Annotated in this window: 19 protein-coding genes; 11 read left to right on the top strand and 8 right to left on the bottom strand. The window is 45.6% G+C overall.

The genetic code is table 11. The annotated features are described in order from the left end of the window. Positions 1-54 precede the first annotated feature (54 nt). The 6 genes from AC3CH4_RS18935 to AC3CH4_RS18910 all read right to left on the bottom strand — a co-directional run bounded on the left by AC3CH4_RS18935 (position 55) and on the right by AC3CH4_RS18910 (position 9,671). Positions 55-1,302 carry an ABC transporter substrate-binding protein gene (locus AC3CH4_RS18935; protein WP_054546147.1) on the bottom strand — a complete coding sequence of 416 codons (1,248 nt, stop codon included), beginning with the start codon at positions 1,300-1,302 and terminating at the stop codon, positions 55-57. Positions 1,303-1,320: 18 nt separating this feature from the next. Beyond that, positions 1,321-2,328, bottom strand: coding sequence for a LacI family DNA-binding transcriptional regulator (locus AC3CH4_RS18930; RefSeq protein ID WP_054546146.1), 1,008 nt, complete (start codon positions 2,326-2,328; stop codon positions 1,321-1,323). 448 nt (positions 2,329-2,776) lie between these two features. Next, entirely contained in the window at positions 2,777-4,795 is a 2,019-nt protein-coding gene (locus tag AC3CH4_RS18925) for a methyl-accepting chemotaxis protein (protein ID WP_054546145.1), read from the bottom strand. 229 nt (positions 4,796-5,024) lie between these two features. Next, positions 5,025-6,308 carry a carbohydrate porin gene (locus AC3CH4_RS18920; protein ID WP_010432626.1) on the bottom strand — a complete coding sequence of 428 codons (1,284 nt, stop codon included), beginning with the start codon at positions 6,306-6,308 and terminating at the stop codon, positions 5,025-5,027. Positions 6,309-6,681: 373 nt separating this feature from the next. After that, positions 6,682-8,742 (bottom strand): prolyl oligopeptidase family serine peptidase, encoded by a 2,061-nt coding sequence (locus AC3CH4_RS18915; RefSeq protein WP_488544278.1) that lies wholly within the window; start codon positions 8,740-8,742, stop codon positions 6,682-6,684. Positions 8,743-8,753: 11 nt separating this feature from the next. After that, positions 8,754-9,671 (bottom strand): LysR family transcriptional regulator, encoded by a 918-nt coding sequence (locus tag AC3CH4_RS18910; RefSeq protein ID WP_171307384.1) that lies wholly within the window; start codon positions 9,669-9,671, stop codon positions 8,754-8,756. A 247-nt stretch (positions 9,672-9,918) separates the two neighbouring features. Here AC3CH4_RS18910 and AC3CH4_RS18905 point away from each other — a divergent pair, with 247 nt between their 5' ends. The 3 genes from AC3CH4_RS18905 to AC3CH4_RS18895 all read left to right on the top strand — a co-directional run bounded on the left by AC3CH4_RS18905 (position 9,919) and on the right by AC3CH4_RS18895 (position 16,059). Next, entirely contained in the window at positions 9,919-11,610 is a 1,692-nt protein-coding gene (locus AC3CH4_RS18905) for an L-lactate permease (protein ID WP_488544277.1), read from the top strand. Between the two features lie 248 nt (positions 11,611-11,858). Continuing rightward, on the top strand, positions 11,859-12,998 hold the full coding sequence (lldD, locus tag AC3CH4_RS18900; RefSeq protein ID WP_017083007.1) for an FMN-dependent L-lactate dehydrogenase LldD: 1,140 nt from the start codon (positions 11,859-11,861) through the stop codon (positions 12,996-12,998). 205 nt (positions 12,999-13,203) lie between these two features. Further along, positions 13,204-16,059: an FAD-binding and (Fe-S)-binding domain-containing protein gene (locus AC3CH4_RS18895; RefSeq protein ID WP_488544276.1), complete on the top strand. Its 2,856-nt coding sequence runs from the start codon at positions 13,204-13,206 to the stop codon at positions 16,057-16,059. 130 nt (positions 16,060-16,189) lie between these two features. Here the strand turns inward: AC3CH4_RS18895 and AC3CH4_RS18890 are convergent, their stop codons facing one another. After that, entirely contained in the window at positions 16,190-16,432 is a 243-nt protein-coding gene (locus AC3CH4_RS18890; protein ID WP_171327554.1) for a hypothetical protein, read from the bottom strand. A gap of 24 nt (positions 16,433-16,456) precedes the next feature. After that, positions 16,457-17,326, bottom strand: a complete 870-nt coding sequence (locus AC3CH4_RS18885) for an AraC family transcriptional regulator (protein WP_065206442.1) — start codon at positions 17,324-17,326, stop codon at positions 16,457-16,459. 115 nt (positions 17,327-17,441) lie between these two features. On the opposite strand from AC3CH4_RS18885, the gene AC3CH4_RS18880 reads away from it, so the two are divergent. The 8 genes from AC3CH4_RS18880 (at position 17,442) to AC3CH4_RS18845 (ending at position 26,019) form a co-directional block, all read left to right on the top strand. Next, positions 17,442-18,590 carry an aminotransferase-like domain-containing protein gene (locus AC3CH4_RS18880; protein ID WP_488544275.1) on the top strand — a complete coding sequence of 383 codons (1,149 nt, stop codon included), beginning with the start codon at positions 17,442-17,444 and terminating at the stop codon, positions 18,588-18,590. A 190-nt stretch (positions 18,591-18,780) separates the two neighbouring features. Next, positions 18,781-19,692 (top strand): LysR family transcriptional regulator, encoded by a 912-nt coding sequence (locus tag AC3CH4_RS18875; RefSeq protein WP_488544274.1) that lies wholly within the window; start codon positions 18,781-18,783, stop codon positions 19,690-19,692. A gap of 105 nt (positions 19,693-19,797) precedes the next feature. Next, the gene (locus AC3CH4_RS18870) at positions 19,798-21,672 is read left to right on the top strand and encodes an alkyl sulfatase dimerization domain-containing protein (protein ID WP_488544273.1); all 1,875 of its coding nucleotides are present in this window, start codon (positions 19,798-19,800) and stop codon (positions 21,670-21,672) included. Positions 21,673-21,946: 274 nt separating this feature from the next. Further along, on the top strand, positions 21,947-22,663 hold the full coding sequence (locus AC3CH4_RS18865; RefSeq protein ID WP_488544272.1) for a hypothetical protein: 717 nt from the start codon (positions 21,947-21,949) through the stop codon (positions 22,661-22,663). 97 nt (positions 22,664-22,760) lie between these two features. Then, positions 22,761-23,675 carry a GNAT family N-acetyltransferase gene (locus AC3CH4_RS18860; RefSeq protein ID WP_054546135.1) on the top strand — a complete coding sequence of 305 codons (915 nt, stop codon included), beginning with the start codon at positions 22,761-22,763 and terminating at the stop codon, positions 23,673-23,675. A gap of 313 nt (positions 23,676-23,988) precedes the next feature. Then, positions 23,989-24,978 carry an oxygen-dependent tRNA uridine(34) hydroxylase TrhO gene (gene trhO / locus AC3CH4_RS18855; protein ID WP_017089989.1) on the top strand — a complete coding sequence of 330 codons (990 nt, stop codon included), beginning with the start codon at positions 23,989-23,991 and terminating at the stop codon, positions 24,976-24,978. Positions 24,979-25,134: 156 nt separating this feature from the next. Then, entirely contained in the window at positions 25,135-25,392 is a 258-nt protein-coding gene (locus tag AC3CH4_RS18850) for an HP1242/YdcH family protein (RefSeq protein ID WP_010432560.1), read from the top strand. Positions 25,393-25,488: 96 nt separating this feature from the next. Beyond that, positions 25,489-26,019, top strand: coding sequence for a GNAT family N-acetyltransferase (locus AC3CH4_RS18845; RefSeq protein ID WP_488544271.1), 531 nt, complete (start codon positions 25,489-25,491; stop codon positions 26,017-26,019). Positions 26,020-26,039: the final 20 nt, after the last annotated feature.

The raw sequence follows: 26,039 nt of genomic DNA, 5'->3' as shown, positions 1-26,039 counted from the left end.
AAAAAAAGGAAGCGCGTTATCCACGCTTCCTCACTTACTTAAAGTAAAAATAAATTACAAACTGCGTGTGCGACGCTTGATTAGACGTTCAGCCTCTTTCAACGCTGTCTTGATATCTTTACCTTCATCAAGCACTTCCATTAACGCGTTCTCCAAAATTATAGAACGTGCAACGTGATCGCCTTGTGCTGGAGATACTGGTTTGATATTTTGCGCAACTTCAGCAAAAAGAAGACGTGCTTTTTGTCCGCCAAGGAACTCCATCTCCTCTTGGAAAAGCTCATCGTCATACGTGGTTACGTTAGAAGGGAAGGCCGCGATAGTCTCAAAGGCACCCAGCTGAACATCACGATCAGTCGTCATGTATTCAATAAGAGCCCACGCTTCATCTGGGTTGTCCGATTGAGTTGGAATAGAAAGGAATGAACCACCCCAGCTTCCGTAGATACCATCTGGAAGGTTAGAGACTGCCCATTTACCCGCAGTATCTGGAGCCATCCAGTTTTGAAGGTGACCCAATAGCCATGCGCCAGATAATTGAGTTGCTAACGTACCGTTACGGAAGCCTTCGTACCATTCGTTAGACCAAGCCAGAATGCGGCCGTCTAAGCCTTTGTCGCGAATCTCTTTTGCTACTTCAAAAGCGTGAACAAAACGCTCTGATGTCACCACTGGGTTACCATCTTTATCAAAATAAAGGCCTTCACCCTCAGGAACCGTCGTGAAGATAATGGCTTGTGCAACATCTGATGCTGAAGCGATAAGTTGTACGTTTTGCTCTTTCAGTTTTTCACCAGCAGCGATGTATGAATCCCAATCTTTGATTGCTTCATTAACATCAATGCCCGCTTTTTCAAATACATCGGTACGGTAGTACATAACACCTGGACCAAGGTCGACAGGGATGCCGTACATATCACCATCAGCGCCTTTGCCCTGTGCCCACGCATAAGATGCGAATCGTTCTTCGTACTTATCTGCACCGTAGTTTTCAGACAAGTTAACTAGGCCGCCAGAACCCACGAATGGACCAATTTTCTCAACGTCGACAACAATCACATCACCCGCACCAGAACCCGTTGCAAGGTTCGTTGTCAGTTTCGTGTGGTGGTCACCGTGGTTGTTCATAAGGTAATCAACTTTGATACCCGTTTCCTTTTCGAAATCAGGCAGTAATACCTTTAGGCTGCTATCGAAATCAGGGAAACCGTCGAAACGAATTTCTTTGTCTGCTGCATTCGCAGCTGTTGTACCTAATCCTAAAGCAACCGCGCATGAAAGCGCTAAGGTCTTAAATTTCATGTTCTATCCTTAATATTTTTATAGGGTAACTGGTAAATCCGATACCGAGTTTCTAGTGACCAACGTCGGCAGCAATTTAAAGTTCACGTCATGTTTTATTTTTTTTAGCTTCTGTAGAGTGAGCTGTACTGCTTCAACGCTCATCTCTTCAATAGGGAAATTAATGGTGGTCAAACTAGGGGTCAGATAGCGCGCGAAGATGGTGTTATCGAAGCCCACCAGTGATACATCTTTAGGAACAGACAGCCCCTCTTGATGCAACACCTCGAAGGCGCCAAATGCCATGTGATCATTCGAAGCAAATACTGCTGTGAAATGACACTTACGATTTATCAGCTTCTTCATCGCACTGATGCCAGTCTCTTCAGTAAAGCCCGCTTCCGAGACTAATGCTTCATCGTATGGCACACCCGCTTCTTCCAAGGCCTTTCGATACCCCTGCAAACGCCCCCTAGCATCTGCTTTATCTAAAGGCCCGGTAATACACGCGATATCTGTATGTCCCTTTTGCAATAGATATTGAGTAGCGAGTAGCCCCCCGACTTCGTTATCAATATCAATGCAACTCATCGCCATTTCTGGGATGAAGCGGTTAATTAAAACCACAGGGGTCCCCTGTTCTTCCAATTCAATTAAATAGTCATCACTGAGCAGTTGAGTGTGAAGAATCAAAGCATCAACACGACGCCCCAATAGAAACTCCACCGACTCGCGCTGCCCTTGTTCGGTGTTCGAGCCCGCCGCAACAACAGCGTGGTAACCAAAGCGGCGTAGGTTTTCTTCTATGCTATGCAAGATGCCTGAATAGAAAGAGCCACCAAGCTCTGGAACAACAACGCCCACACTACCAGTACGACTTGAAGCCAAAGCTTGAGCGATAGAGTTCGGGCGATAACCCAATTCTTTGATCGCTTTTTCAACCTTTAGCTTCTTGTCATGACTGACTCGGCTAGTGCCATTAATAACCCTAGACACTGTCGCCTGAGACACACCTGCATGTTCTGATACGTGTTTAATTGTTGCCACTCGAACCTCGATACTTCATTAGCTTGTAACCGCTTACAAAACGATTATTAAAGAAAGGCGTCTTGGTTGAAGTGAGTGTCATCACACTAAAGTTGGAGGTAAAAAGGCCAGTTGTGGAAATCATGAAAGCGCTTACAGATTAACTTCACGCCATGAAACTGTTTCATGAGATTATTGTTCATATTATCAAGATGGCGCTCGGTTACTTGTTCGTCAGATCAAACAAGCCCGCCTAAATCCATTTTTTGAAAACGTTATTTGATGATGAATCCGCAGCTGACGGCAATATACACGGGGAAAGTGACCTTGTTATTTAAATGGCCTTTCGAAATTGTATGAGAACATTTCACGGTAATTTTTAGCTCAAAGCCTTTTCATCAGAAAAAACCAGATACGAAAACGCCCAGCGGAAGGCTGGGCGTGAAATCATGGAAGAAATTAACTGGCTCTAATCTTTGTGATTAGATGATTCCGCTAACTTAAACTCTTGAGTTAATGAGAATTGCTGTTGCGACATGGTTTCAAGCTGTTGACCGTGGGAAAAAAGCACTTGGGAACGTTGCGAGTTATCTTCAGCCAAGGTGTGTATCTGGCTGATATTTTGAGTGACTTGAGAGGCAACGACTTGATGCTCTGTCGTCGCGGTCGCAATTTGATGGCTTCTTTGCTCTACTTCGTTGAGAAGATCAGACACTGTCGATATCGAGTGATTAACTTCGCCGGTTTGTTCTACGCATTGAATCATCCCCTCCACGCACTGATTGATCTGTTCAACCGCCAGTTTAGAGCTAGTTTGCAACTGCTCGATCTTGTTGTGTATCTCTTGCGTTGATGCATTGGTTTTGGCTGCTAACACTCGAACCTCATCCGCAACTACAGAGAAACCACGCCCTTGTTCTCCCGCTCGCGCGGCTTCTATTGCCGCATTCAACGCCAGTAGATTGGTTTGCTCAGAGATCCCAGATATCACATCCAGAATGGATCCAATACTGGCGCTTTCGCTTTCAAGCTGACCAATGGTCGCCGTTGATTCCGCCAGCTTATTTTCTAGGCTGCCCATCAATTCGACGCTTTTATTCATGGTCTTTTGCCCATCACTGGAACTGGATACCGCTTCGGTCACTAGCGTTAGAGTTTGGTTAGCCGCCTGAGTGATCTCCGTCACTGAGCACTCAATTTGTTCCATCGCTGTCGCTACCATCACCGTTTGATTGGTTTGTTCTTGCATCGCTTCACTCAGAGAACGGCTGGTGCTTTGGTTTTCAAGGGAAGCTTCCTTTAAACGTGTTGAGGAGTGGCGCATGTTGTCAATCATTTGGGTCAGGTGACTGATCACCAAATTGACTTTATCGCTCACCAAACCAAATTCATTATTGGCTTGATAGTGAACCATCACGCTCAAGTCTTTTTTGGCGACTTGGTCTAGTGCACTTTGCAGTAATTTACTTGGCTTGCGAATCCCTTTAGCGATGTTCAGCCCGATTAGCAGCGCAATAAAAACCGACCCAATAGCAATGATGGCCTGCATCAACAGTACTTGATGAGAGAAGTCCATCGACTCGTTATATAAACGTTTAGCCGTGTCTTCCGCGTACATAGAAAGCTCATCAAAATGGCTTAACTGCACATCAATTAGCTGTTCGATCTCCACTCTTTGCTGAGCAATGCTCTCATGTAGCTTCACGGTTTCCATATGCGTTGACACAGATCCTTGCGCTGAAAATACATGTGAAGCGAGCAGTGATAAAGACTGTTTACTGCGGCGTAACAAAGATGAGTCCAGATTATCCAAGTCTGATACAGCTTGTTCGAATCGCTCTTTACGACTTTGAAGACGACGCTCAACACCACGAACCTCCGATGAAGTTTGCAGTGAAAAAGCCTCATTGGCTTCTGCCGCAATCAAGCTCAATTGAACCAGTAATACTTCTACTGCTTTTTGCGTTGCATCTGAGCTCGCGCTCGCCAGTTGATTCACCAAGGTATTGTTGAGTTGACCCACTACCGATTGAAATTGTGCCTGCTCCATCGAACCGAGATCTTTACTATCCAAATAAGAAACGTAAAGCTCTAATACCTGCTCTATCTTATCAATGGTGGCAACACCCGTTTCATCAATATTCTCGAGTATGGATTCAAGTGGCGACCCTGCCTTAGCCTTGCCTTCAAACCAATTTAATTGTTGCTGATAATGCTCGGTGTTATTCACAACGGCTTGTTTTAGTGGCTCTAGCTCGTCAATATAATTCGCTGATAAATAAGGAATTGAACTTCGGTTAATGTCCAAAAAGCGGATGGTAAGCGTGGAAGATTGGAGCATTAAAGGAGTGGCTTGTTGAGTGATGGTTTCGATGTGTGAGGTTATGTTCTTGTTGCTGTTAATACTCAACCATGCACTACCCAGCATGATTACTATCAGCGTGAAGAAACCTAAATAGACTCGAGACACAATGGAAGAAAGTCTCATCGTTATTCCTTGATCTAGTGGCGAAAAAAAGGGCACAAAAATGTGCCCAAGAATGGAGTTAATTGAAACGTGCCCTAATCAATCTGCCTTTAGGGCTAAAATGGACAGTATTACTTACTCTTTAAAAGCATAGGTATTTCAACGTATGCTCTTAAAAAGCATGGATATTCGAAAGTATGGCTCTTTGAAAATATGCCTAATTCAAAGAGCTATTGTTTCTAGCTTGTGATTACCACCAAGCTTCAAACATTGCGCCGAACGCAAGTGTATCTGCAGTAACCGTTTCAGTTGTGCCTTTAGTCTCCACATCACCCACTGTTGTGTAGAAACGTAGCATTGGACGACTCCAAGGTAGACCACCAAGTGATACGTTTTGAGATAGCGTGACTTTCCAACCGTTTTTCTCAGAACCATCATCACGATCTTCCATCGCATAGCCCGCTTCTAACCATGTAGAATGCGTGTCATCCCATTGGTACTGTGGACGAACGATACCAGCGTATTCGCTCTGCTCTGTTGCATCATCACCAGAGATGTCTTTGTACGATATAAGGTAATCAATAATGAATTGATCACTCGTTGCGTAATTACCTTCTAAACTTACATAGATAACTTGCTTATCGCCCGCTAACTCAAATACTGAGTTGTCAGCACCGTCAGCGTATTTAGCAACTAACTTGTTGGAATCACCTAAGCCAAGAGTTGCACCGATTTGCCATGCATTTTCATCGCTTACTTTATTCCCGATAGTATCGGCTTCTTCAGACGCGAAACCATAGTTAGCATACAAATCTAGGTTGCCAATACCAGCATTGATGCCGTGAAGTTTCGACGTAATACCATAACGGCCTGAATCATTACCTAGAGCACCGTCTTCGCTATCAACCGCACCAACAAAACCCATATCTAGCTTAATGCCACCAAGGTTTAAGTTGTTAAAGCCCGCACCTTGACCATCGTGAGACATCCAGAAGTAATCGTTCAAACCTTGTTGTGGGCGCTGATGGAAATCACGACCAGCCCATGCGTATAGCTCAGGTTGGCTCTCAACGAAATTAGTGACACCAGCGTACATTTTCTTCAAGTTTACGCCGCCAGAAGAACCCCACTGATCGTTGTTCCAATCATCAAGCATGAGCACTACGTCCCACTTCGCGCCGCTATCTGCTTGGAAAATTTTTCCTAATTGAAACTCACCGCCGTTGGCTTCGTTACCTAAACGACCAAGAGAGCGGCCTGAGCTACCAACTTCAACATAGCGATTGTCTCCATCCGAGTAATGTGCGCCGTAACGAGCGTAACCAGAGAATACAATCCCTTCTGGCACTTTCGTGTCTGGAGTCAAAACTGCTGGCTGTTGATCGTTAACATAATCAATTTCTACAACCTTAGATTCTAACTCTTGAATTCGTTTTTCTAATGCTTCGATATCAGTATCAGCAGCAAAAGAAGAGAGTGAAGCAAGCGACGCCGCCACTGCGACTGTTATTGGCAAAAGCTTAAATTTTTGCATTGTATTTCCCTATTATTTTTTTGAGTTTTCATCGAACAGGGAAATATTAAGCAATGAAAGCGTTGAAAAGTTGGTCGCTGTTCACACTGATAAATCAACTTAAATGCCATGAAACTTTTAGAAAATCCATGATGAAAACTACTGATTTTAGATCAACAGGTTATAGTGAAAAATGCGTAAAATATCAGCTTGAAATCGCTTTCATTTCATCAGTAATGGTGGCGGCTATCACGTAAAAGGGTGCCGAAAGGCAAAGAGAACGAGGTGTGAATTTGATTGGTTTTCACATATATGAAAAACCTCAAAATCTAAGGCAGATTTTGAGGTTTTTTGGTCTGAGTTAAATACCCAGTTATCTAAAATCAAGTATTCGCTACAATGAATCTAGAGACTCAATTCCCATATTGAACAGGGTAAATGCGTAGATATCAGCAGTGAGGTCGATAGCTTTACTCAGCGGCATACCTGCCCCATGCCCTGCATTGACGTCAATACGGATCATCACTGGCGCGCCACCTTCATGCTTATCTTGCAGCTCTGAAATGAATTTATAAGAGTGAGCTGGCACCACACGGTCATCATGATCAGCGGTCGTAACAAGAGTCGCCGGATAATCTACGCCGCGCACCACATTGTGTACCGGTGAATAACCAAGCAGGTATTCAAACATCTCTTTATTCTGCGCTGACGTGCCGTAATCGTACGCCCAGCCTTCGCCAGACGTGAATGTGTGGTAACGCAACATGTCCAAAACCCCAACCGCAGGTAAAGCCACTTGGAACAACTCAGGCCTTTGTGTCATGCAAGCGCCTACCAGCAAGCCTCCGTTAGAACCGCCGCGGATCGCTAACTTATCGCTGCTGGTGTAGTTTTCTTCGATTAAGAACTCCGCAGCAGCAATGAAGTCATCAAATACATTCTGTTTTTGTTGTTGTGTACCGGCTTTATGCCACGCCTTACCGTATTCGCCACCACCACGCAGGTTAGGTACCGCATACACACCGTCAAGCTCCAGCCAACTACCCACTGTTCCCGAGAAGGAAGGGGTTAAGCTGACATTAAAACCACCATAGGCGTACAACATGGTTGGATTACTACCATCTAACACTAATCCCTTCTTATAAGAGATAAGCATCGGAACCTGAGTGCCATCCTTCGAGGTATAGAAGACTTGTTTAGACTCAAATTGCTCCGATTCAAACGGCGCTTCAGAGCGTTGGTAGATTTCAGAATTGCCTGATTCGACATCGAAATAGAAAATCGTTGGCGGCGTAACATAGTTGGTAAAGGTGTAATAAAGCTCGGTTTGCTCATTTTTTCCACCTAAGCCACTGGCCGTTCCGAGACCTGGTAAGTGGATTTCACGAACGAGGTTGCCTTGGTAATCCAACTGCTCGATCTTGGACACCACATCGACCATGTAGTGAGCAAACAAGTAACCACCGCCCGTACTGATATCTAAAGGCTGTGGCTTTTCAGGGATGATTTCGAGCCATTTCCCATCGCGAGTATCAAAGCTCACCACCTTGCCATTAGGCGCATCGAGATTGGTGTATAGAATGAAGGTCTCATCTTGGTTATCGATGAGATAAGTGTCGCTATCCACATGATCAATCAGCGTGTTCAGCGATTGTTCTGGTGAATTTAAATCGATATAGAACAGCCTGTTACCCGATGTCGACTCTCGCCCTAGAATGATCAAGTAACGGTCGTCTTCGGTGGTGTAACCCGACACATAGCGGTGCTGCTCAGCGTTGTTCTCGCCAAAAACCACCTTGTCGCTAGCTTGCTCTGTACCCAACTCATGGAAGTAAAGTTTGTGCTGTTCGGTACGTGCAGAAAGCTGGCTACCGTCTGGCTTATCATAACTAGAGTAATAAAAGCCACGATTACCCAACCAAGAAATGCCGGTAAATTTAGCGTCGGTGATTTCGGCTTCAAGCTGCTGTTTAGTCTCGGTATCGATAACAAAGATCTTACGCCAGTCGCTACCACCCTCTGAAATACTGTACGCCACTAGGCTGTAATCTTTAGAAAACGACACCGAACCCAGTGATGTAGTGCCATCTTCCGAGAAAGTGTTCGGATCTAGGAAAATTTCTTCTTGTTGCCCTTCTTTGTGACGATAGAGAATGCTGTGATTTTGCAGGCCATCGTTCTTATAGAAGTAGGTGTAATCTCCTCGTACAAACGGCTGCGAGCTCTTTTTGTAGTCTTGCGCTTTCGCTAATCGCTCTCGCAGGTCATCACGATACGGAATTTGAGCAAGGTAATCGAACGTGACTTCATTTTGGCTCGCCACCCACTGCGCGGTTTCGTCGCTTCTGTCGTCTTCTAACCAGCGATAAGGGTCTTCAACTATGTGATCAAAATAGTCATCGCTGACGATCTGTTTGTTGGTGACTGGATATTGATACTCTTTTAAATAGCTCATCGTGATCCTTATTAAAAATAATGTGAAATCGTCAGGTAACGCGTTCTGATGTGTTCAATCAATAACTTAATCTTGTTCGGTGGCTGACGAGTGAACGGGTACACGGCATAGATGCCCAGTTTTTTGCCTACTAAGTCAGGGAAGATGTCCACCAGCTGGCCGTTACGAATGTCGTGATAAACCAGACAGCGCGGTACATACGCGACCCCATGACCGCCCAACGCCGCCTTTCTTAATGCCGTCGCATTATCGGTAGAAAAAGAGCCCGAGACGCGCACTATGTATTTATCGTTATCGGTAAAGCCATCTTTGCTATGCAGAAATTGCCACTCACTGGCACCCGTTGTTTGATAAGCGTATTGCAGACAATTGTGCTCAACCAAATCCTTGGGCTGCATCGGCTTACCATTCTTAGCGATATAAGACGGAGAAGCACATACCACCCATTGAGAGTCCAAGATATGACGGGCAATTAAGCTGGAGTCTTCCAAGTAGCCGGTTCTAATCACTAAGTCGAGGCCATCATCAACCAGATCCACAAAGCGATTGTTAAGAGACATATCGACCGTTAAACCTGGGTGCATATTACAAAACTCGGCAACAGCGTCTGCGAGAATCAAATCTCCGGAGATAGTAGGTACTGACATTTTGATATGACCACTAACATTTTCACCAAAGCCTGAAACTGCGTCCATAGCCTCTTGAGCCGCCTGCTTCACATTTTTGGCGCTGTGTAACATTGCCTTACCTGCCTCAGTCAGCGTCAATTTACGCGTGGTTCGATACAATAGCTGCACGCCAATCTCTTCTTCCAAACGCGCAATTCTCTTACTAACTACCGAATTTGTAAGGTTATTTTGTTCTGCCACCTTACTAAAACTGCCCAGCTCTACTACCTGTGAAAACAGGATCAAATCGTCTGCTCGCATTTGATTATGCCAATTTTGGAATTAATTATTTTCATTATTTCCCTATATCAATAAAAAATAAAGGGGTAAATTCACGCCAAATTAACAAAACAATTACAAAAACAGCTTTTGCAATCACATCGGTTACAAATAAAGCGACTCTAATTACAACAATTGAATCCTCGAGATTCAGATTACACCTACAAAACTAATGACGTGTTATTCACTTCAAACATGAACGTTTGAAAACAAGTACGAGGAAGTACCCATGAGTGAAACTCTACTAGCATTATTGGCCTTTTCGCCAATAGTTGTTGCCGCGATTCTGCTGGTTGGCCTTAACTGGCCTGCAAAAAAAGCGATGCCAGTGGCATTTGCATTAACCGTTGCTATCGCCCTATTCGCATGGGATATGTCTAGCACTCGCGTGCTGGCTTCAGTATTCCAAGGCTTCGGCATTACCGTATCGGTTCTCTGGATTGTGTTTGGCGCCATCTTCTTATTAAACACTTTGAAACACACCGGAGCTATCACCACCATCCGCAACGGATTTACTGACATATCAGCAGACCGTCGTGTACAAGCGATCATCATCGCTTGGTGTTTTGGTTCATTCATTGAGGGCGCATCTGGCTTCGGCACACCCGCTGCAATCGCCGCTCCCTTACTCGTTGCAATCGGCTTCCCAGCATTAGCTGCGGTACTGATGGGCATGATGATTCAATCTACGCCGGTATCGTTCGGCGCGGTTGGTACACCTATCATCGTTGGTGTGAACAAAGGTTTGGATACGCACAACATCGGTGAAAGCCTGATTGCCAATGGTTCAACATGGGATGCTTACCTACAACAGATCACATCAAGTGTTGCGATCATCCACGCCTGCGTTGGTGTGATGATTCCTGTATTGATGGCGATGATGCTGACTCGCTTCTTCGGCAAAAACAAAAGCTGGACTGAAGGTCTTGATATCCTACCATTCGCACTGTTCGCAGGTGCCGCTTTCACCATTCCTTACGCACTAACGGGTGTTTTCCTAGGTGCTGAGTTCCCATCACTGATTGGTGGTTTGGTTGGCCTAGCAATTGTTGTAACAGCAGCAAAGCGCGGCTTCCTAGTACCAAAATCAAAATGGGATTTTGAAAGCGAAGATAAGTGGCCAGCAGAATGGTTAGGTTCTTTGAAAATCGATTTAGACGACAACAAAGGTCATAAAAAAATGAGCATGGCGATGGCGTGGGCACCTTACGTGCTGCTCGCTGTCACTCTAGTTGCTAGCCGTGTGAGCCCTGAGTTCAAAGGCCTACTTAAGAGCGTTAGCCTTTCTTTCAGCAACATCCTTGGCGAGACAGGCGTAAGCACAGCGATTCAACCTCTGTACTTACCTGGCGGCATCTTGGTCTTCGTCGCACTGGTTGCTGTTCTAATGCAATCACGCAGCGCAACACCACTGGCTAAAGCCTTCGGTGAATCTAGCAAGACACTGATTGGCGCTGGTTTTGTGTTGGTGTTCACCATCCCAATGGTTCGTATCTTTATTAACTCTGGCGTGAACGGCGCTGATTTAGCAAGTATGCCAGTAACCACTGCCAACTTTGCAGCTGACCTAGTCGGCAGCGCATTCCCAGCGTTAAGTGCAACGGTGGGTGCGTTAGGTGCCTTCATTGCAGGTTCGAACACCGTTTCAAACATGATGTTCAGCCAGTTCCAATTCGAAGTAGCACAAACTCTATCTATCTCTAGTGCAGTGGTTGTTGCTCTGCAAGCGGTGGGCGCAGCAGCAGGTAACATGATTGCGATTCACAACGTGGTAGCCGCATCGGCGACCGTAGGCTTGCTAGGACGCGAAGGCGCAACACTACGTAAGACAATCATCCCAACGTTCTACTACTTGGTGATGACCGGAATCATCGGCCTAGTGGTTATCTACGGCTTCAAAATGACAGACGCACTTATGTAAACCATAAGTCGTTACAAAAGCACTTGGCGTTAATACTCAATTCCCCGACTGTAACACCGTCTAATAAGACAGTTGATGAGTTTCGGAATGGATACTAAAACACATCAACACCCTCGGGTATTAACGCCATTTTATTGCTTCTCTGTTTCACCGTTAAAGAACAAACGAACACTGACTTTCAAGAATTAAAGCAGCCCAAGCCAAGCTCTCATAGAAGGGCAACATCCCAAGAATTTAGGACTGAAATTATGATCATATCCGCATCGACTGATTACCGCGCCGCAGCAAAAGCGAAATTACCACCGTTTCTTTTTCACTACATTGACGGCGGTTCTTACGGAGAACATACCCTACGCCGCAACACAGCCGATCTTGCAGAGATCGCGCTCAAGCAGCGTGTCCTCAATGACATGTCAGATCTGAATTTGGAAACTGAGCTGTTTGGCGAAAAGCTAGCGATGCCGATTGCCTTAGCACCCGTTGGTCTAACAGGCATGTACGCACGACGTGGCGAAGTACAAGCTGCAAAAGCCGCGGACAACAAAGGCATCCCTTTTACGATGTCGACCGTATCGGTATGCCCGATCGAAGAAGTCGCACCTAAGATTGAGCGCCCAATGTGGTTCCAACTTTACGTGCTAAAAGATCGTGGCTTCATGAAGAACGTATTGGAACGTGCCAAAGCGGCAGGCGTGACGACACTGGTCTTCACGGTTGATATGCCAGTACCCGGCGCTCGCTACCGTGACATGCACTCAGGAATGAGTGGCCCGAATGCAGCAATACGTCGTGTATTTCAATCTATGCGTCATCCTAGCTGGGCCGTTGATGTTGGCCTACTTGGTAAACCGCACGACCTTGGCAATATCTCTACTTACCGCGGCTCTCCAACCAAACTGGAAGACTACATCGGTTGGTTGGGTGACAACTTCGACCCGTCGATTTCATGGAAAGACCTAGAGTGGATCCGTGACTTCTGGGACGGCCCTATGGTTATCAAAGGCATTCTTGATGAAGAAGATGCGAAAGATGCCGTGAGATTTGGCGCAGACGGTATCGTAGTTTCAAACCACGGCGGTCGTCAGCTTGATGGTGTTCTATCAAGTGCTAAGGCACTGCCTGCAATTGCAGACGCAGTAAAAGGCGACACTAAGATTCTGGTCGACTCTGGCATTCGTACTGGCTTAGATGTAGTTCGCATGATGGCGATGGGCGCAGACTGCACCTTGCTTGGTCGCTCTTTCGTCTACGCGTTAGCAGCGCAGGGACAAGCAGGTGTTGAGAACCTACTCGACCTTTACGACAAAGAGATGCGCGTTGCGATGACTCTAACTGGCGCCAAGACAATCAAAGACTTAACTCGTGATTCTCTGGTGGGGCTAGATTAAGCCTCCACGACTAAGATTCGGATTCGGATTCGGATTCGGATTCGGATTCGGATTCGGATTCGGATTCGGACTAATGCTTGGGTCTACTTAGACTGAAGTTCAATCGGTGTCACAGCAATTACACTGCCGTTGTGACACCGTTTAAGCACTGGAAAATAAAATAAAAAACAAATCAGTGCCAAATAAGAAGCACAAGGAAGCAAAGATGGAGACGACCACATCCCATGAGCGAGTAATAGGCGCACAAGCTTATCAGCAGCTTGAAGCGATACTGGCTCAAAAAATAGAAACAGAACGCATTGTCACGCAAGAGGCAAAGCGATTGGCCTACGGCACCGATGCGAGTTTTTATCGCTTGGTGCCGAAAATGGTTCTAAGGCTTAAAAACTTAGACGAAGTGATATTCACCATTCAAAGCTGTCGCGAACTCGGCATTCATTTTACCTTTCGCGCTGCGGGCACCAGCCTTTCAGGACAAGCCGTTTCAGACTCGGTACTCATCACACTGACCGATGACTGGCGTGGCCACGAAATCGTAGATAACGGCAATCAGATCATCCTTCAACCGGGTGTGATTGGCGCTGATGCCAACAAATATCTTGCTCCTTTCCAACGTAAAATCGGCCCAGACCCAGCCTCCATCAATACCTGTAAAATCGGTGGTATTGCGGCGAACAACGCCAGTGGCATGTGTTGTGGTACTGCGCAAAACTCGTATCGCACCGTTGAGAGCATGAAAATCGTATTGAGTGATGGCTCCCTACTTGATACAGCAGATAACGCCAGCGTTGAGGCTTTCAAGCAGTCACACAAAGCGCTGTTTGAAGGCATTGTTGATTTGCACAGACAGACTAGCTCAAACCAAGAACTGGCAGACAGAATCCGCCATAAGTACCGCCTCAAAAATACCACCGGCTACGCGCTTAATGCACTGGTCGATTACCACGACCCAATTGAGATCATCAAACACCTGATGATTGGCTCTGAAGGTACACTAGGCTTCATCGCAGAGATCACCTACAACACGGTTATCGAACACCCAAACAAAGCTTCGGCGCTGTTGGTGTTTGCCGACATAGAGCAAGCCAGTAAAGCCGTTACTACGCTATCAAAAACGCCCGTTGCTGCGGTGGAATTGATGGATGGCAGAGCGCTTCGTTCTGTCGCGGATAAAACGGGTATGCCTGCGTTTATGCCAAACTTGGATTTAGAAGCCGCAGCGATTTTGGTTGAATCACACGCCAGTTCCCAGCCGGACTTAGATTTACAATGTAAATCAATTTTGGACGCATTGACTGAATACACGATTGTTGAATCGGTGCCTTTCACTTCCGATCCAAAGACAGTCGCAACCCTATGGGGCATCCGAAAAGGCATGTTCCCAGCAGTTGGCGCCGTGCGTGAAGTCGGTACGACAGTTATCATTGAAGACGTAGCTTTCCCTGTCGAAAACCTCGCTAACGGCATTCGAGAGCTGCAAGAACTGTTCGACAAATACGATTACAGCGAAGCGATTATTTTTGGTCACGCCCTCGAAGGCAACCTGCATTTTGTATTCACTCAAGGCTTCGACAGCCAAACAGAAATCGATCGCTACGGCGGTTTCATGGATGACGTTGCCGAACTAGTCGCGGTGAAATACCAAGGTTCACTGAAAGCAGAACATGGCACTGGCCGTAATATGGCACCTTATGTCGAATTGGAATGGGGCAAAGATGGCTACGCCTTGATGCAACAAATCAAAGCGCTGTTTGATCCAGAAAGACTGCTCAACCCCGGCGTTATTATTAACGACAATCCAAATTCACACATCACCAATTTGAAGCCAATGCCTGCTGCTGACGACCTTGTCGACCGCTGTATTGAATGTGGCTTCTGCGAGCCTGTTTGTCCGTCTCGTACCTTAACCCTATCGCCACGCCAACGTATCGTGCTGTACCGCGAGTTACAACGCCGCCGTGCTGCAGGTGAAGAAATAGAAGCAAGCGAACTAGAGAAAACCTTCGAATATCAAGGTATCGATACCTGCGCCGCAACCGGCCTGTGTGCCGAGCGTTGCCCAGTGGGAATCAACACTGGTGATTTGATTAAGAAGCTTCGTATTGCCAAGTACGAGAAATTTACACCAATCGCTAAGTGGACAGCGGATCATTTCTCGACCACCACAAAACTTACTAAGGCCGGCCTCAAAACCAACCAAGTGGCGAGCAAAGTATTAGGCGCAAGCACAGTCGGCAAGCTAACCAACGGCTTGCGCTCAATAACTAAAGGCGCGACACCGGTTTGGATGCCGGAGATGCCGCAATCCAACAGTCATTCGCTAACCTCATCACCAGTGACGGCAGAGTCCTCAAGCAATCATAAGAAGGTGGTTTACCTCCCTTCGTGTGCCAGTCGAACTATGGGACAACAAAGCGATGCGGGCGATCAACGTCCTCTAACTGAAGTGACCATGTCTTTGCTTAACAAAGCCGGATTTGAGGTTATTCTTCCGAAGAAGCTAGATGACCAATGTTGTGGCATGCCTTACGATAGCAAAGGGATGACCGATTTAGCCCAATCTAAAGCACAACAACTCGAAGAAGTGTTATGGCAAGCGAGTCGTCAAGGTGAATATCCAGTCTTAATAGATACCAGCCCGTGTGCTAAACGCAGTATTGAACAGTTCACCAAACCATTAGAGGTATTAGAGCCGACAGGGTTTGTGAACCAATACTTGCTTGAACACCTGACACTCGAGCCGCTGCAAGAAACCGTGATGCTGCATGTGACTTGTAGCTCTCGTCGAATGGGTTTGGAAGGCGCGATGTTGAGCCTTGCTAAAGCCTGTACTGAAGAAGTGATAGTTCCTGAGCATATTCAATGCTGTGGTTGGGCGGGTGATAAAGGTTTTACCACTCCAGAGCTGAATGAAGCGGCGGTACACCCACTCAAAGAACAAGTGCCGAGCAACTGTACTCGTGGATTCAGCAACAGCCGAACCTGTGAGATAGGTTTGTCACATCACAGTGGCATTCCGTATCAGTCAATCTTGTACTTGGTGGACGAAGTCGCGCAATAGCGGAGCCTCCCCACTTAAGGTATCGAGCAATTAGCTTAAACCTAAAACGAAAAATGGCAGCCCAATCAGGCTGCCATTTCTTTATCCGATTTAAAACGTATTACCGAGCTAGGTATTGCAGAGCTAACGGCTACTGAGCTAAGCGCATCAACTCTTCTGGTGAGTAGTTTTCTGCTTCTGCGCCTTTGGCGATTAAGTCGATCACTTGGAACTCACTCATATCACCGAACTCTTTAACTAAGTAATCACGAAACGCTTTCTCGTTCGGCCACTTACCTCGCACGATATAGCCCTCTTCTTTGTCAAAATCTTCCGTTTCAAAGAAGGAGAAGTCGGTCATACCAATATTGTGGCAATACAAAACAAGATACATAATTATTCCTCAAAAACGGGGTTACTAATAAAAACTCACAGGGAGGTAGAAATCAAGCTCAAACACTTCATCACTATTGAGAAAATGGTTCCGATGATAATGCACATACGCAGGAGTCGAGCGCTGTTTGAAACCAGAAGCCGGCAACCATTTTTCCAATACCATACTGATCTGTGGTAGCAGCTCACCATAACGACCATTAAGTCGAAATACGGCATGCAAACCGCCTGGAATCACCATCTGGTTCACGACACTTCGATACTTGATCGGCTCATCTATCGCGATGCACGCTACATAACGACACTGATCCATTTCAACCCAAGCAGGGTTAGAGTGATGCAAGCCGAACTGACTCGAAAAATCACGCTGTTCAGAGTTCGCCCATGCTTTCAATATCAGCCACGCGTTGCGAATGGAGCGGTTATAACCAGTATGTCGAACATAAGCCGCCATTCGGTCTGATACTTCAACAATTTTAGGTTCCGGCAACTCCCGCTGCGACACATTCAAATAGCCTGCCGCCACTTCGGGATCTTTCAAATAGGGTTTTTCTGCGATCTGTAAATCATGCTTACGCCATTCTCCTGGCGACATATTAAAGGTCGCTTTAAATGCTCGGCTAAACGAAGACACAGAGCTAAAGCCACATTTATGGGCGATCTCAACCACAGACGAGTTGGTATCGAACATTAATTGATTGGCCGCATACTCCATTCGAGTGCGTCGAATGTATTGATGCAACGACTCCCCAACCACACTTTTGAACGTGCGATGAAAGTGTTGCTCTGAATACGCAGCAATCTCAGAGAGCGCTTTTGCCGACAAAGGCTGACTGATGTCTTGGTGAATATGGAACAAAACATCATTGATTCGGGATATGTGTTGTCGTGACATCGTTCAAATAGCATAAATGGACATGTTTAAGAGCATAAACGGACACGCCAGTTTTTACAATTGCCGTGTAATATCAAGCGATAGAATAAAAACGATAAACGACGAGACACAACACATGGAAATCGCACAGTCATTACAACAGATTCAATCTTCATACATTCGAGAGATCCTCGCAGCCGCAAGCGATCCTAATGTTATTTCGTTGGCCGGTGGTTTACCCGATGCGAAAACATTCCCTATCGATTTAATGAAGCCTACGCTAGAAAACCTAGCGAACATGCCTGAAGTTTTCCAATACGGCTCGACTGCGGGTTACGGCCCTTTGCTTGATCACCTTACGCAAAGCTACCAATTGCCAGAGACTCACACGGCCATGATCTGTACCGGTTCTCAGCAAGGTTTGGATTTAATTGCACGAGCGTATGTTGATCCGAATGATGTGGTTGTGATGGAAGCGCCAAGCTACTTGGGTGCGATGCAGGTTTTTGGCTTAGTTCAAGCAAACATTGCAACCGTGTCTCAAACTGAATTTGGTCCGAACCTAGATGAACTGGAGACATGCTTTGCACAGCAAGCGCCGAAAATGTTCTATGCCGTACCTGATTTCCACAACCCAACCGGCGTGTGCTGGGCAACAGAAACTCGTCAAAAAGTGGCTGAGCTGTGTATCAAATACAACGTAGCCTTCATTGAAGATGCACCATACCGTGAGCTACGTTTCACTGGTACGGAACTGCCGTTGGTTTCTTCGTTCTGCCCTGATAACTCTATCGTTCTTCGTTCATTCTCTAAGATTGCATCGCCAGGTCTACGTATTGGTGCGGTAACAGGCAAACGCAGCTACCTTGAGCCACTGATCAAAGTGAAGCAAGGCGCTGACTTGCACTCAAGTGTACCCATGCAAGCGCTGCTTGTTGGTCTTCTAAAGCATGAAGACTTCAACGTACATATGGAAAACATTCGCACACTGTACAAGTCTCGTTATGAAGTGTTGTTCTCAGAACTACAAAAACAACTGCCTGCAGATTGCGTGTTAAAAGCCGTTGATGGCGGAATGTTCATTTGGGTTGAAATCCCAGAGTGTGACACCTTTGAACTGGCTAAAACTCTACTTTCGAATGGTGTGGCAGTTGTACCAAGCCCAGTCTTCTATCCAAAAGCAGATGAAGCAAAAGCCGCACTGCGCTTGAACTTCACCAACGCCAACCCAGAAGAGTTGACTGAAGCGGTGAAACGCTTAGCGGAAGTACTGAACCAAGCGTAATCGCTGATTAGATAAGACAGATTAATACCAAGACCCTGCTGTATTTTTACAGCAGGGCCTTTTGGTTTAAGAACACACAAACATACGATTATGCCTGATATTTCCCATCCATGATGAAGGCTTACTTTCGTTTTTAAGACTAAACTGCTAAACATTACTTAATAGTAAATAAAAAGGCGCACGACAAACTATGGATCTAAACCTATTAAAAACATTTGATGCTGTAATGAAGGCTCGTAGTGTTAACGTCGCAGCAGAAGCTTTAGGTATCTCTGCCCCCGCCGTCAGTCAATCGCTCAATCGACTAAGAGATCAGTACAAAGATCCATTATTCGTGCGTGAAGGTAGAGGTATCTCACCAACCAATTTTGCAGTAGAGCTTCATGCTGAAGTACAAGAGCCGCTAAGCCTGCTAATCAACGGAGCTAAGTCACGACAACACTTTAACGCTCTAACAAGTCGTCGTACATTTCGAATATCCAGTCACAAAGACATTGATATCTTGGTATTTCCTAACCTGACCAAATACCGGGAACTGCACGCCCCAAACTCCACGATACAAGCTGATATTGAACATATTGATGAACAGTCCCGCCAAGCTGACCTTAGGCAAAGAAAGGTCGACATCATCTTGTCTACGGTGCCATTAGAAGAACACGGCTACCGTAATCTAAAACTGTTTCAAGAAGATCTTGTGGTGGCACTGAGTATCGATCACCCCCGTATTCAAGGCAGTATCTCCGTTGAGCAATTCTTCTTTGAACATCATATTTTGTGGCAGACTCAAAGGATGGATAACTACACTCTCAATTCTGTGGCTTGTGAACGCCTACCAACTCGAAAAATCGCCTATACAACGGGATCAGGGCTAACAGGACTAGTCTTGGCTCAAAGTACTGACTGGCTTTGTGTTAATGCTCGTTCATTAGCCAACAAAGTCGCAGGTAGCGGAAAATATCAAATCTTTGAATTACCGTTTAAAGCCGAGCCTGTCCCTATTTACATGACTTGGCATCATTCTCAGAATAATGATACGGGACATAAGTGGTTTAGGAATGCACTTGAAACCACAACAGGGAATAAACAATTAAGTAATAGTTAATTATTGTTTAAGTTTCACTCTATCGATTGATTAAACCTTAAGCCTTAACATCTCTCTCATCGACGGGCCGAATGGTCGAGTCCGTAAATTTAGAGAGAATCACCAATGAAAGCTTCAAACTTTTTAACTCAGTCAATATGCATCGCACTTCTTACCACAACAGCGAGCTCAGCGTTCGCAATGGACCAGAATTTAGTGCGCAGTTCGGATCCAACGTTCTTCACTAACGATTCAGTACAAAGCCACTTAGCAAAAGTGGTCTGGGAAGACGCAGAACACAACAGAGCATTCACTGAGAGCTCTGAATACATGCCTGTTGCCATGACTGAATTTGCAAAGCAGATGGCACCAAAAATCCAAGAAATCGCTCCGGGAAAACTCTACTCAATCTCAGGTTTCCAGTTAGCTTCAACCCTTGTAGCAGTCGGTGATGACGGGCTTATCATTGTTGACCCTGGTGAAAATGATACCGCCGCTAAAGAGTCAATGGAGGCATTCAACCAATTTTCAACACTGCCTGTTAAAGCGGTAATTTACACCCACCGTCATCCAGACCACGCCTTTGGTGCTGCTGGTTGGGGCGTAACAGAAGAACAGGTTAAGTCAGGCGAAGTAAAAATCATCGCATCAGATAACTTTATCCCTAACCTTGTGAACGATGTTGGCGTAACAGGCAAAATCCTGACTCAACGTACGGCTTACGCGAGTGTCTACTTACCTAAAGGGGAAAAAGGTCGCCCTGCTCACTTCGGCCTAGGCCCAACATTTACAGCTGGCCCTATCTCTTTCTTCATGCCAAATGTCTTGGTAAGTAATGATGAGCCATTGAAAATTACCGTCTCTGGTATCGATATGGAAGTATTTGGTGCTTACGGCGATGCGGGTGACGATGAAGTCGATATCTACTTCCCACAATTCAAACACGTACACGGCAGCGAAACGATCCAAGGCGAAACATTCCCGAATTTGTATACACTCCGCGGCACCAAATATCGTGATGTGCAAGAGTGGTACAAAGGCATTGATACGCTATCTGAGTACGCACAAAAATCGAATACCTATAGTGGTTCTCACATGCGAGCATGGGTTGGACACGACTTCATCAATGAGCGCATAACCAACTACCGTGATGCGATTCAATTTGTACACGACCAATCAATCTACAACATCAACCGCGGTATCAAGCGCGATGAGTTAGCAGAAAAAGTTGTCCTGCCTGAGAACTTAGCCAACGACCCTTGGTTGGGCGAATACTACGGTACAGTGGCGCACTCAGTTCGTAACATTTACAACGGCTATCTTGGCTGGTGGGACGGTGATGCAACCAAACTGGCTCGTCCGGGCGTGAAAGACATGGCTCAAGATTACGTTGATGCGATGGGCGGCGAAGATAAAGTCATCGATATTGCTCGCGACGCGTATGCCGAGAAGAACTACGGCTGGGCGGCAGAAGTGCTGACTCACGTGAACAATGCAGATCCTGACAACATGGAAGCGCGTGACCTAAAAGCGCAAGCACTTCGTGAGTGGGGTTACGCTCAAACCAATATTTACTGGAGAGGTTATGCGATTTCTAACGCAGCAGAATTGGACGGTACATTAGACCGCTCTGTGGCATGGGATTTTGCTAACCCAGCTATTGTGAAGGTACTACCAACCACCAAAATCTTAGAAACCGAGCGCGTAAACCTAAATGCAGACCGTGCTCAAGGGAAAGAATTATCTATCAACATTCAGGTATCTGACACCGGAGAAGTCGCGAACTACACGGTACGTAACGAGATTGCTGTTTTCTCTCTAGAGCAAGATCCAAGCGCAGATGCAACGTTAAGCGGCAAGAAGTTAGAGGTTCTGGGTTATTTCGCCTCTGGCGATGTCAGTAACGCAACCATCGAAGGCAACAGTCAATCAGTGGATACGTTCTTTAGCTTGTTCGACCATAACAAAGCGAATGACATCAACCTAGTTCTACCTAACTAACACGCCAATTCACCATCAATGCCGATAGATATAGCGGTTCCATTTGGAGCCGCTTTTTTTAGCGCCAAATAAAAGCTTTTTAAGCACCAGAAAAAATCAAAGAGAGAAAAACATGAAAACTGTACCACTCATCGCATCCATATCGCCGCTCCTATTAACATCGAATGCGTTTGCTCAATAAAACACTTCCGACACAACAGATATCATTCAGAAGACTTCGCCTCAAGAAGTGATGCCGTCGACAGAAAGCGCCACACCTGAAAAAGTCCAAGACATGTCTGATCCGCTCGCGGTTTACACTCAAGCGGGTTTCGGTATCTCAGACAAAGGGCTCAATATCAAAATCGGACAATCTTATGATACGGGCAGTGATATCACGATGGGGATGAACATCGTCGAAATAAAAGGGGTGGCAGGCGAACAGCTAGGGTGGTCAGGCTCGAACCACCGCGATGATTCAATCGATAGTGTTCGTTTTCGTAATTTCACCGTTGATAAGACTAATGGCCAAGGGAAACAAATCGATTTGAATTACAGCGTCGAGCAAGAACAGTTAGACGCTTCATACAGCTTTATTCAAACGCTACCAAAATGGGGTGCGATACAGCTCTATCCTTTGGCTGGAGTTGGCGCTCGTATCATGAATGGTCAGGTTGATAAAGTGGTCGATACGGATTCTGGCGCTTATAAAATCGACACATCTGTGGGCTACACAATTCCCGGTGTATATGCCGTGGTAGGTATGTACAGCCGCATCACGGTCACCGAAAACATATGGATTAACTACAACCCAATGTGGTTAACGTCGATTGCTGGTTCTGACTCGTTTGTTGACCAAGGCATGGCCGGAGATAGCAATATCTTCACCAATGAGTTATCGATTTCCTATCAATTCACACCGCGTTTTAACGCAAGATACTATGCCAACTGGACTCAAGATCAAGACTACTTTGAAGGTGACCAACGTATTGAATTCAACTATCAGTTCTAAAGCGTAGAGAATTCTTTGATAGTATCAACATTATTGACATTGAACGGTCTTTGGGATTATTGTTGATACTATCAACGTATATTTCTATGGAGTGAGTATGTCATCGGTTATGCAGATCAGAAGCGAGTTACGTTATCTCGTTCGCGAGCTTGGATTATTGGATAAAAACTGCCTTAATTCAGGCTTATCACTGACACAAGTCCACCTTCTTACCTATCTACGTAAGAATGGAGTCACACCCTTTTCTGAGCTCAGCGTACAGCTCAGCGTCGAGAAAGCCTCTCTTAGCCGAACCCTCAACTCCCTAGTAGAAAAACAATATATCGAACCATCTTTGAGTGAGACGGATAAACGTCAGAAGTACTTTTCACTCAAAGCTGAAGGATTGAAAAGGTTAGAAGAAGCCGATGAGTCAGCCAACAATGAACTGTCTCAATTGCTGAACCTAATGAGCCCAGAAGATACCCAAAATGTGATTGATGGACTAAGAACATTACGACTCAGCGCTTTTCAGAAAAACGCCACGCACAACAAAGCCAGAATTCAGCTCGAAGCTTGCACTTCGGTATACCGCACTGAGATCGACAGTTTGATCAGAGATACCTTTTCGGGTGAACAAAGTATCCCACAACATCTCATACCATTATCCCCTGACATTCCTCAGAAATGGTGGTTAGCACGTTCAGGAGAATATGTTTTGGGCGCAGTCGCGGCATGGGAGAGCGATGGAGAATGGCACTGGGGGCGCTTTGTTGTCGACAACCGATTCCGCGGCCTTGGCATAGGAAAAGCATTGGCTCGTTACTCGTTAGTTCAGGCGTCGAAAGACATCAACGAGATCCATATCGAAGCGCGCGACACGACTGTCAATATCGTAAAAGGACTGGGTGGAGAGGTTTTAGGTGACAAGTTCGACTTCTATGGGATGCCCGTAACGCCAATGCGATTAACGAGAGAGCGACTCAATGAAGCCACTGAAACACAAGAGTTTACGCTACCTACTCACCTGTAATTGATTCGTAAAAGATTAAGCGACTCAATACATTACTCGCCTGCCAATCACACAGCTTTGGCAGGCATACATGTAAAATTCTCTTACCTATTCATCCCACTCCATGAGTATGGATCTTTGCAAGCCTAAAACCACACAAATCGAATTGATAAATAGCCCTACTTTTGGTTGGTTTTTGTCCTTCCTTGGCTTGGTTATACTGCGGCGGATTTTAATAAGCCAATATGGGCAAACCTGAGTAAATCAAACTCAGTCTGTATCATAAAAGGCAACCGCTCTGGATTTACGTTCCAGCTCGCAGAAAGGAAAAACCATGTCTCAATATGTTGTATGTGCTCTGTATAAATTCGTAGCACTTGATGATTACCAAGAAATTCGCCAGCCACTCACTGACGTGTTAGAAGCCAACCAAATCCGTGGTACTTTGCTACTTGCGAGCGAAGGCATCAACGGCACTGTTGCAGGTAAGCGCGAATCGATCGACGCTCTTCTTCAATGGTTCAAACAAGATTCTCGTTTGGCTGATGTTGTTTACAAAGAGTCGTTCAACGAAGAACAACCATTCAACCGCACCAAGGTTAAGCTTAAGAAAGAGATCGTAACCATGGGCGTTGAGGGTATCGACCCACGCCACGTTGTCGGCACTTACGTGAAACCAAACGAATGGAACGCTTTGATTTCTGATCCTGATGTGATTCTGGTTGATACTCGTAACGACTACGAAGTCGACATCGGTACATTCAAAAATGCTGTAAACCCAAACACAGAAACCTTCCGCGAGTTCCCTCAGTACGTTGAAGAAAATCTCGATCCTAAGAAACACAAAAAAGTCGCAATGTTCTGTACTGGCGGTATTCGCTGTGAAAAATCAACGGCCTACATGAAAGAGCAAGGCTTTGATGAGGTTTACCACCTTGAAGGCGGCATTCTTAAGTACCTAGAAGAAGTACCAGAAGAAGAGAGCATGTGGGAAGGCGACTGCTACGTATTTGATGGTCGTGTTGCAGTAAACCACCAGCTAGAGAAGAGCGGTTACGATGTGTGTAACGCGTGTCGTCTGCCAATCACTGACGAAGACAAAGCCTCTGAGCACTTCGAGAAAGGCGTAAGCTGCCCTAAGTGTATTGATAAGCACAGCGACGAGCAGAAAGCCCGTTTCCGCGAACGTGAAAAGCAAGTTCAACTGTCGAATGCTCGTGGCGAAACCCACGTAGGTGGCGAAGCCGCTCACCTTATCGATCAACGTAAGAAAGAAAAGCTTGCACACAAAGAGCAGCAACGTTCTGGGAAGAAAGCGAAGTAGTATTTGATCCTACTAAAATAACAAAGGGCATTAACGCATCCAAACTGGAACGTTAATGCCCTTTTTTGATCCTACTCTCGCTTTGTGTTTAGGAACACATTTATCTTCAAAAATAGGCTCTATACTGAAGTTAACTAGACAAGTGAGGAAGTGCCAATGCTCAATGAAAACCATGCCTTTATCTTAGATTTCCCAGATCTTAAATTAGACATTGTTCAGCTCAACCACGACGACGAAAAATTCAAAGCAGACATGCAGAAATACCACCAACTCGACTACGACATCCGTCAGCTAGAAATCTCTGGCAGCCCTATCGATGACGACAGCATGCACAACCTCAAAGTTGAACGCATGGCGCTAAAAGACTCGCTACACAAGCAGCTCACGCGCCACCACGCACTTAAGATCGTATAGAAAAATCAATCCAAGACTTTATTCTAAGCCATGCATCACGCATGGCTTTTTGGTTTTATCACATCGCAAATCTAAGCTAATTCGGCTTCTTCAATCATGTTACTGTTTGCTTATTCAAAGGCGTTTGATAAGGAAGCAATCAGAGTGGTAATAAAAGAAGAGAATATACAATTCCAGCTCGTTTCAAATTCTGAATTCGAAGAACGGTTTACGTGTGTTAAACAAAGTCTTTTCATACACGTCGATAGTGTTTTCGGTTGGGATGACGACTTCCAACGCCAACGACTTTTAAACGATTACCATCCCTCTTGGTTTCATTGGGTATACCGAGGAAAAGAGAGGATTGGACTTGTGTGTTTTAAGCCTTATGACAACGCATACCATATTCATCTGCTGATCATTTCCCCTCAATACCAAGATCAATCTCTTGGTAAAAAAGTCATGTCACTCATCCACGAAAAAGCCCATCAAGAGCAACGAAACCAAGTCACTCTGTCGAGCTTTAGAAGTAACACCCGCGCCATTCGCTTTTATCAGTCACTTGGCTATCAGGTTATTGATGACAGTGATGAAGATTTTGTGGGGATGGCTCTCAACCTAGCTAACTCTAAGTCTAAGTCTCGCTAACCATAGAGAAAATACAGATA

The organism is Vibrio sp. QJM3NY_26 (assembly GCF_057786005.1).
This window is presented reverse-complemented; position numbering and strand designations above follow the sequence as displayed.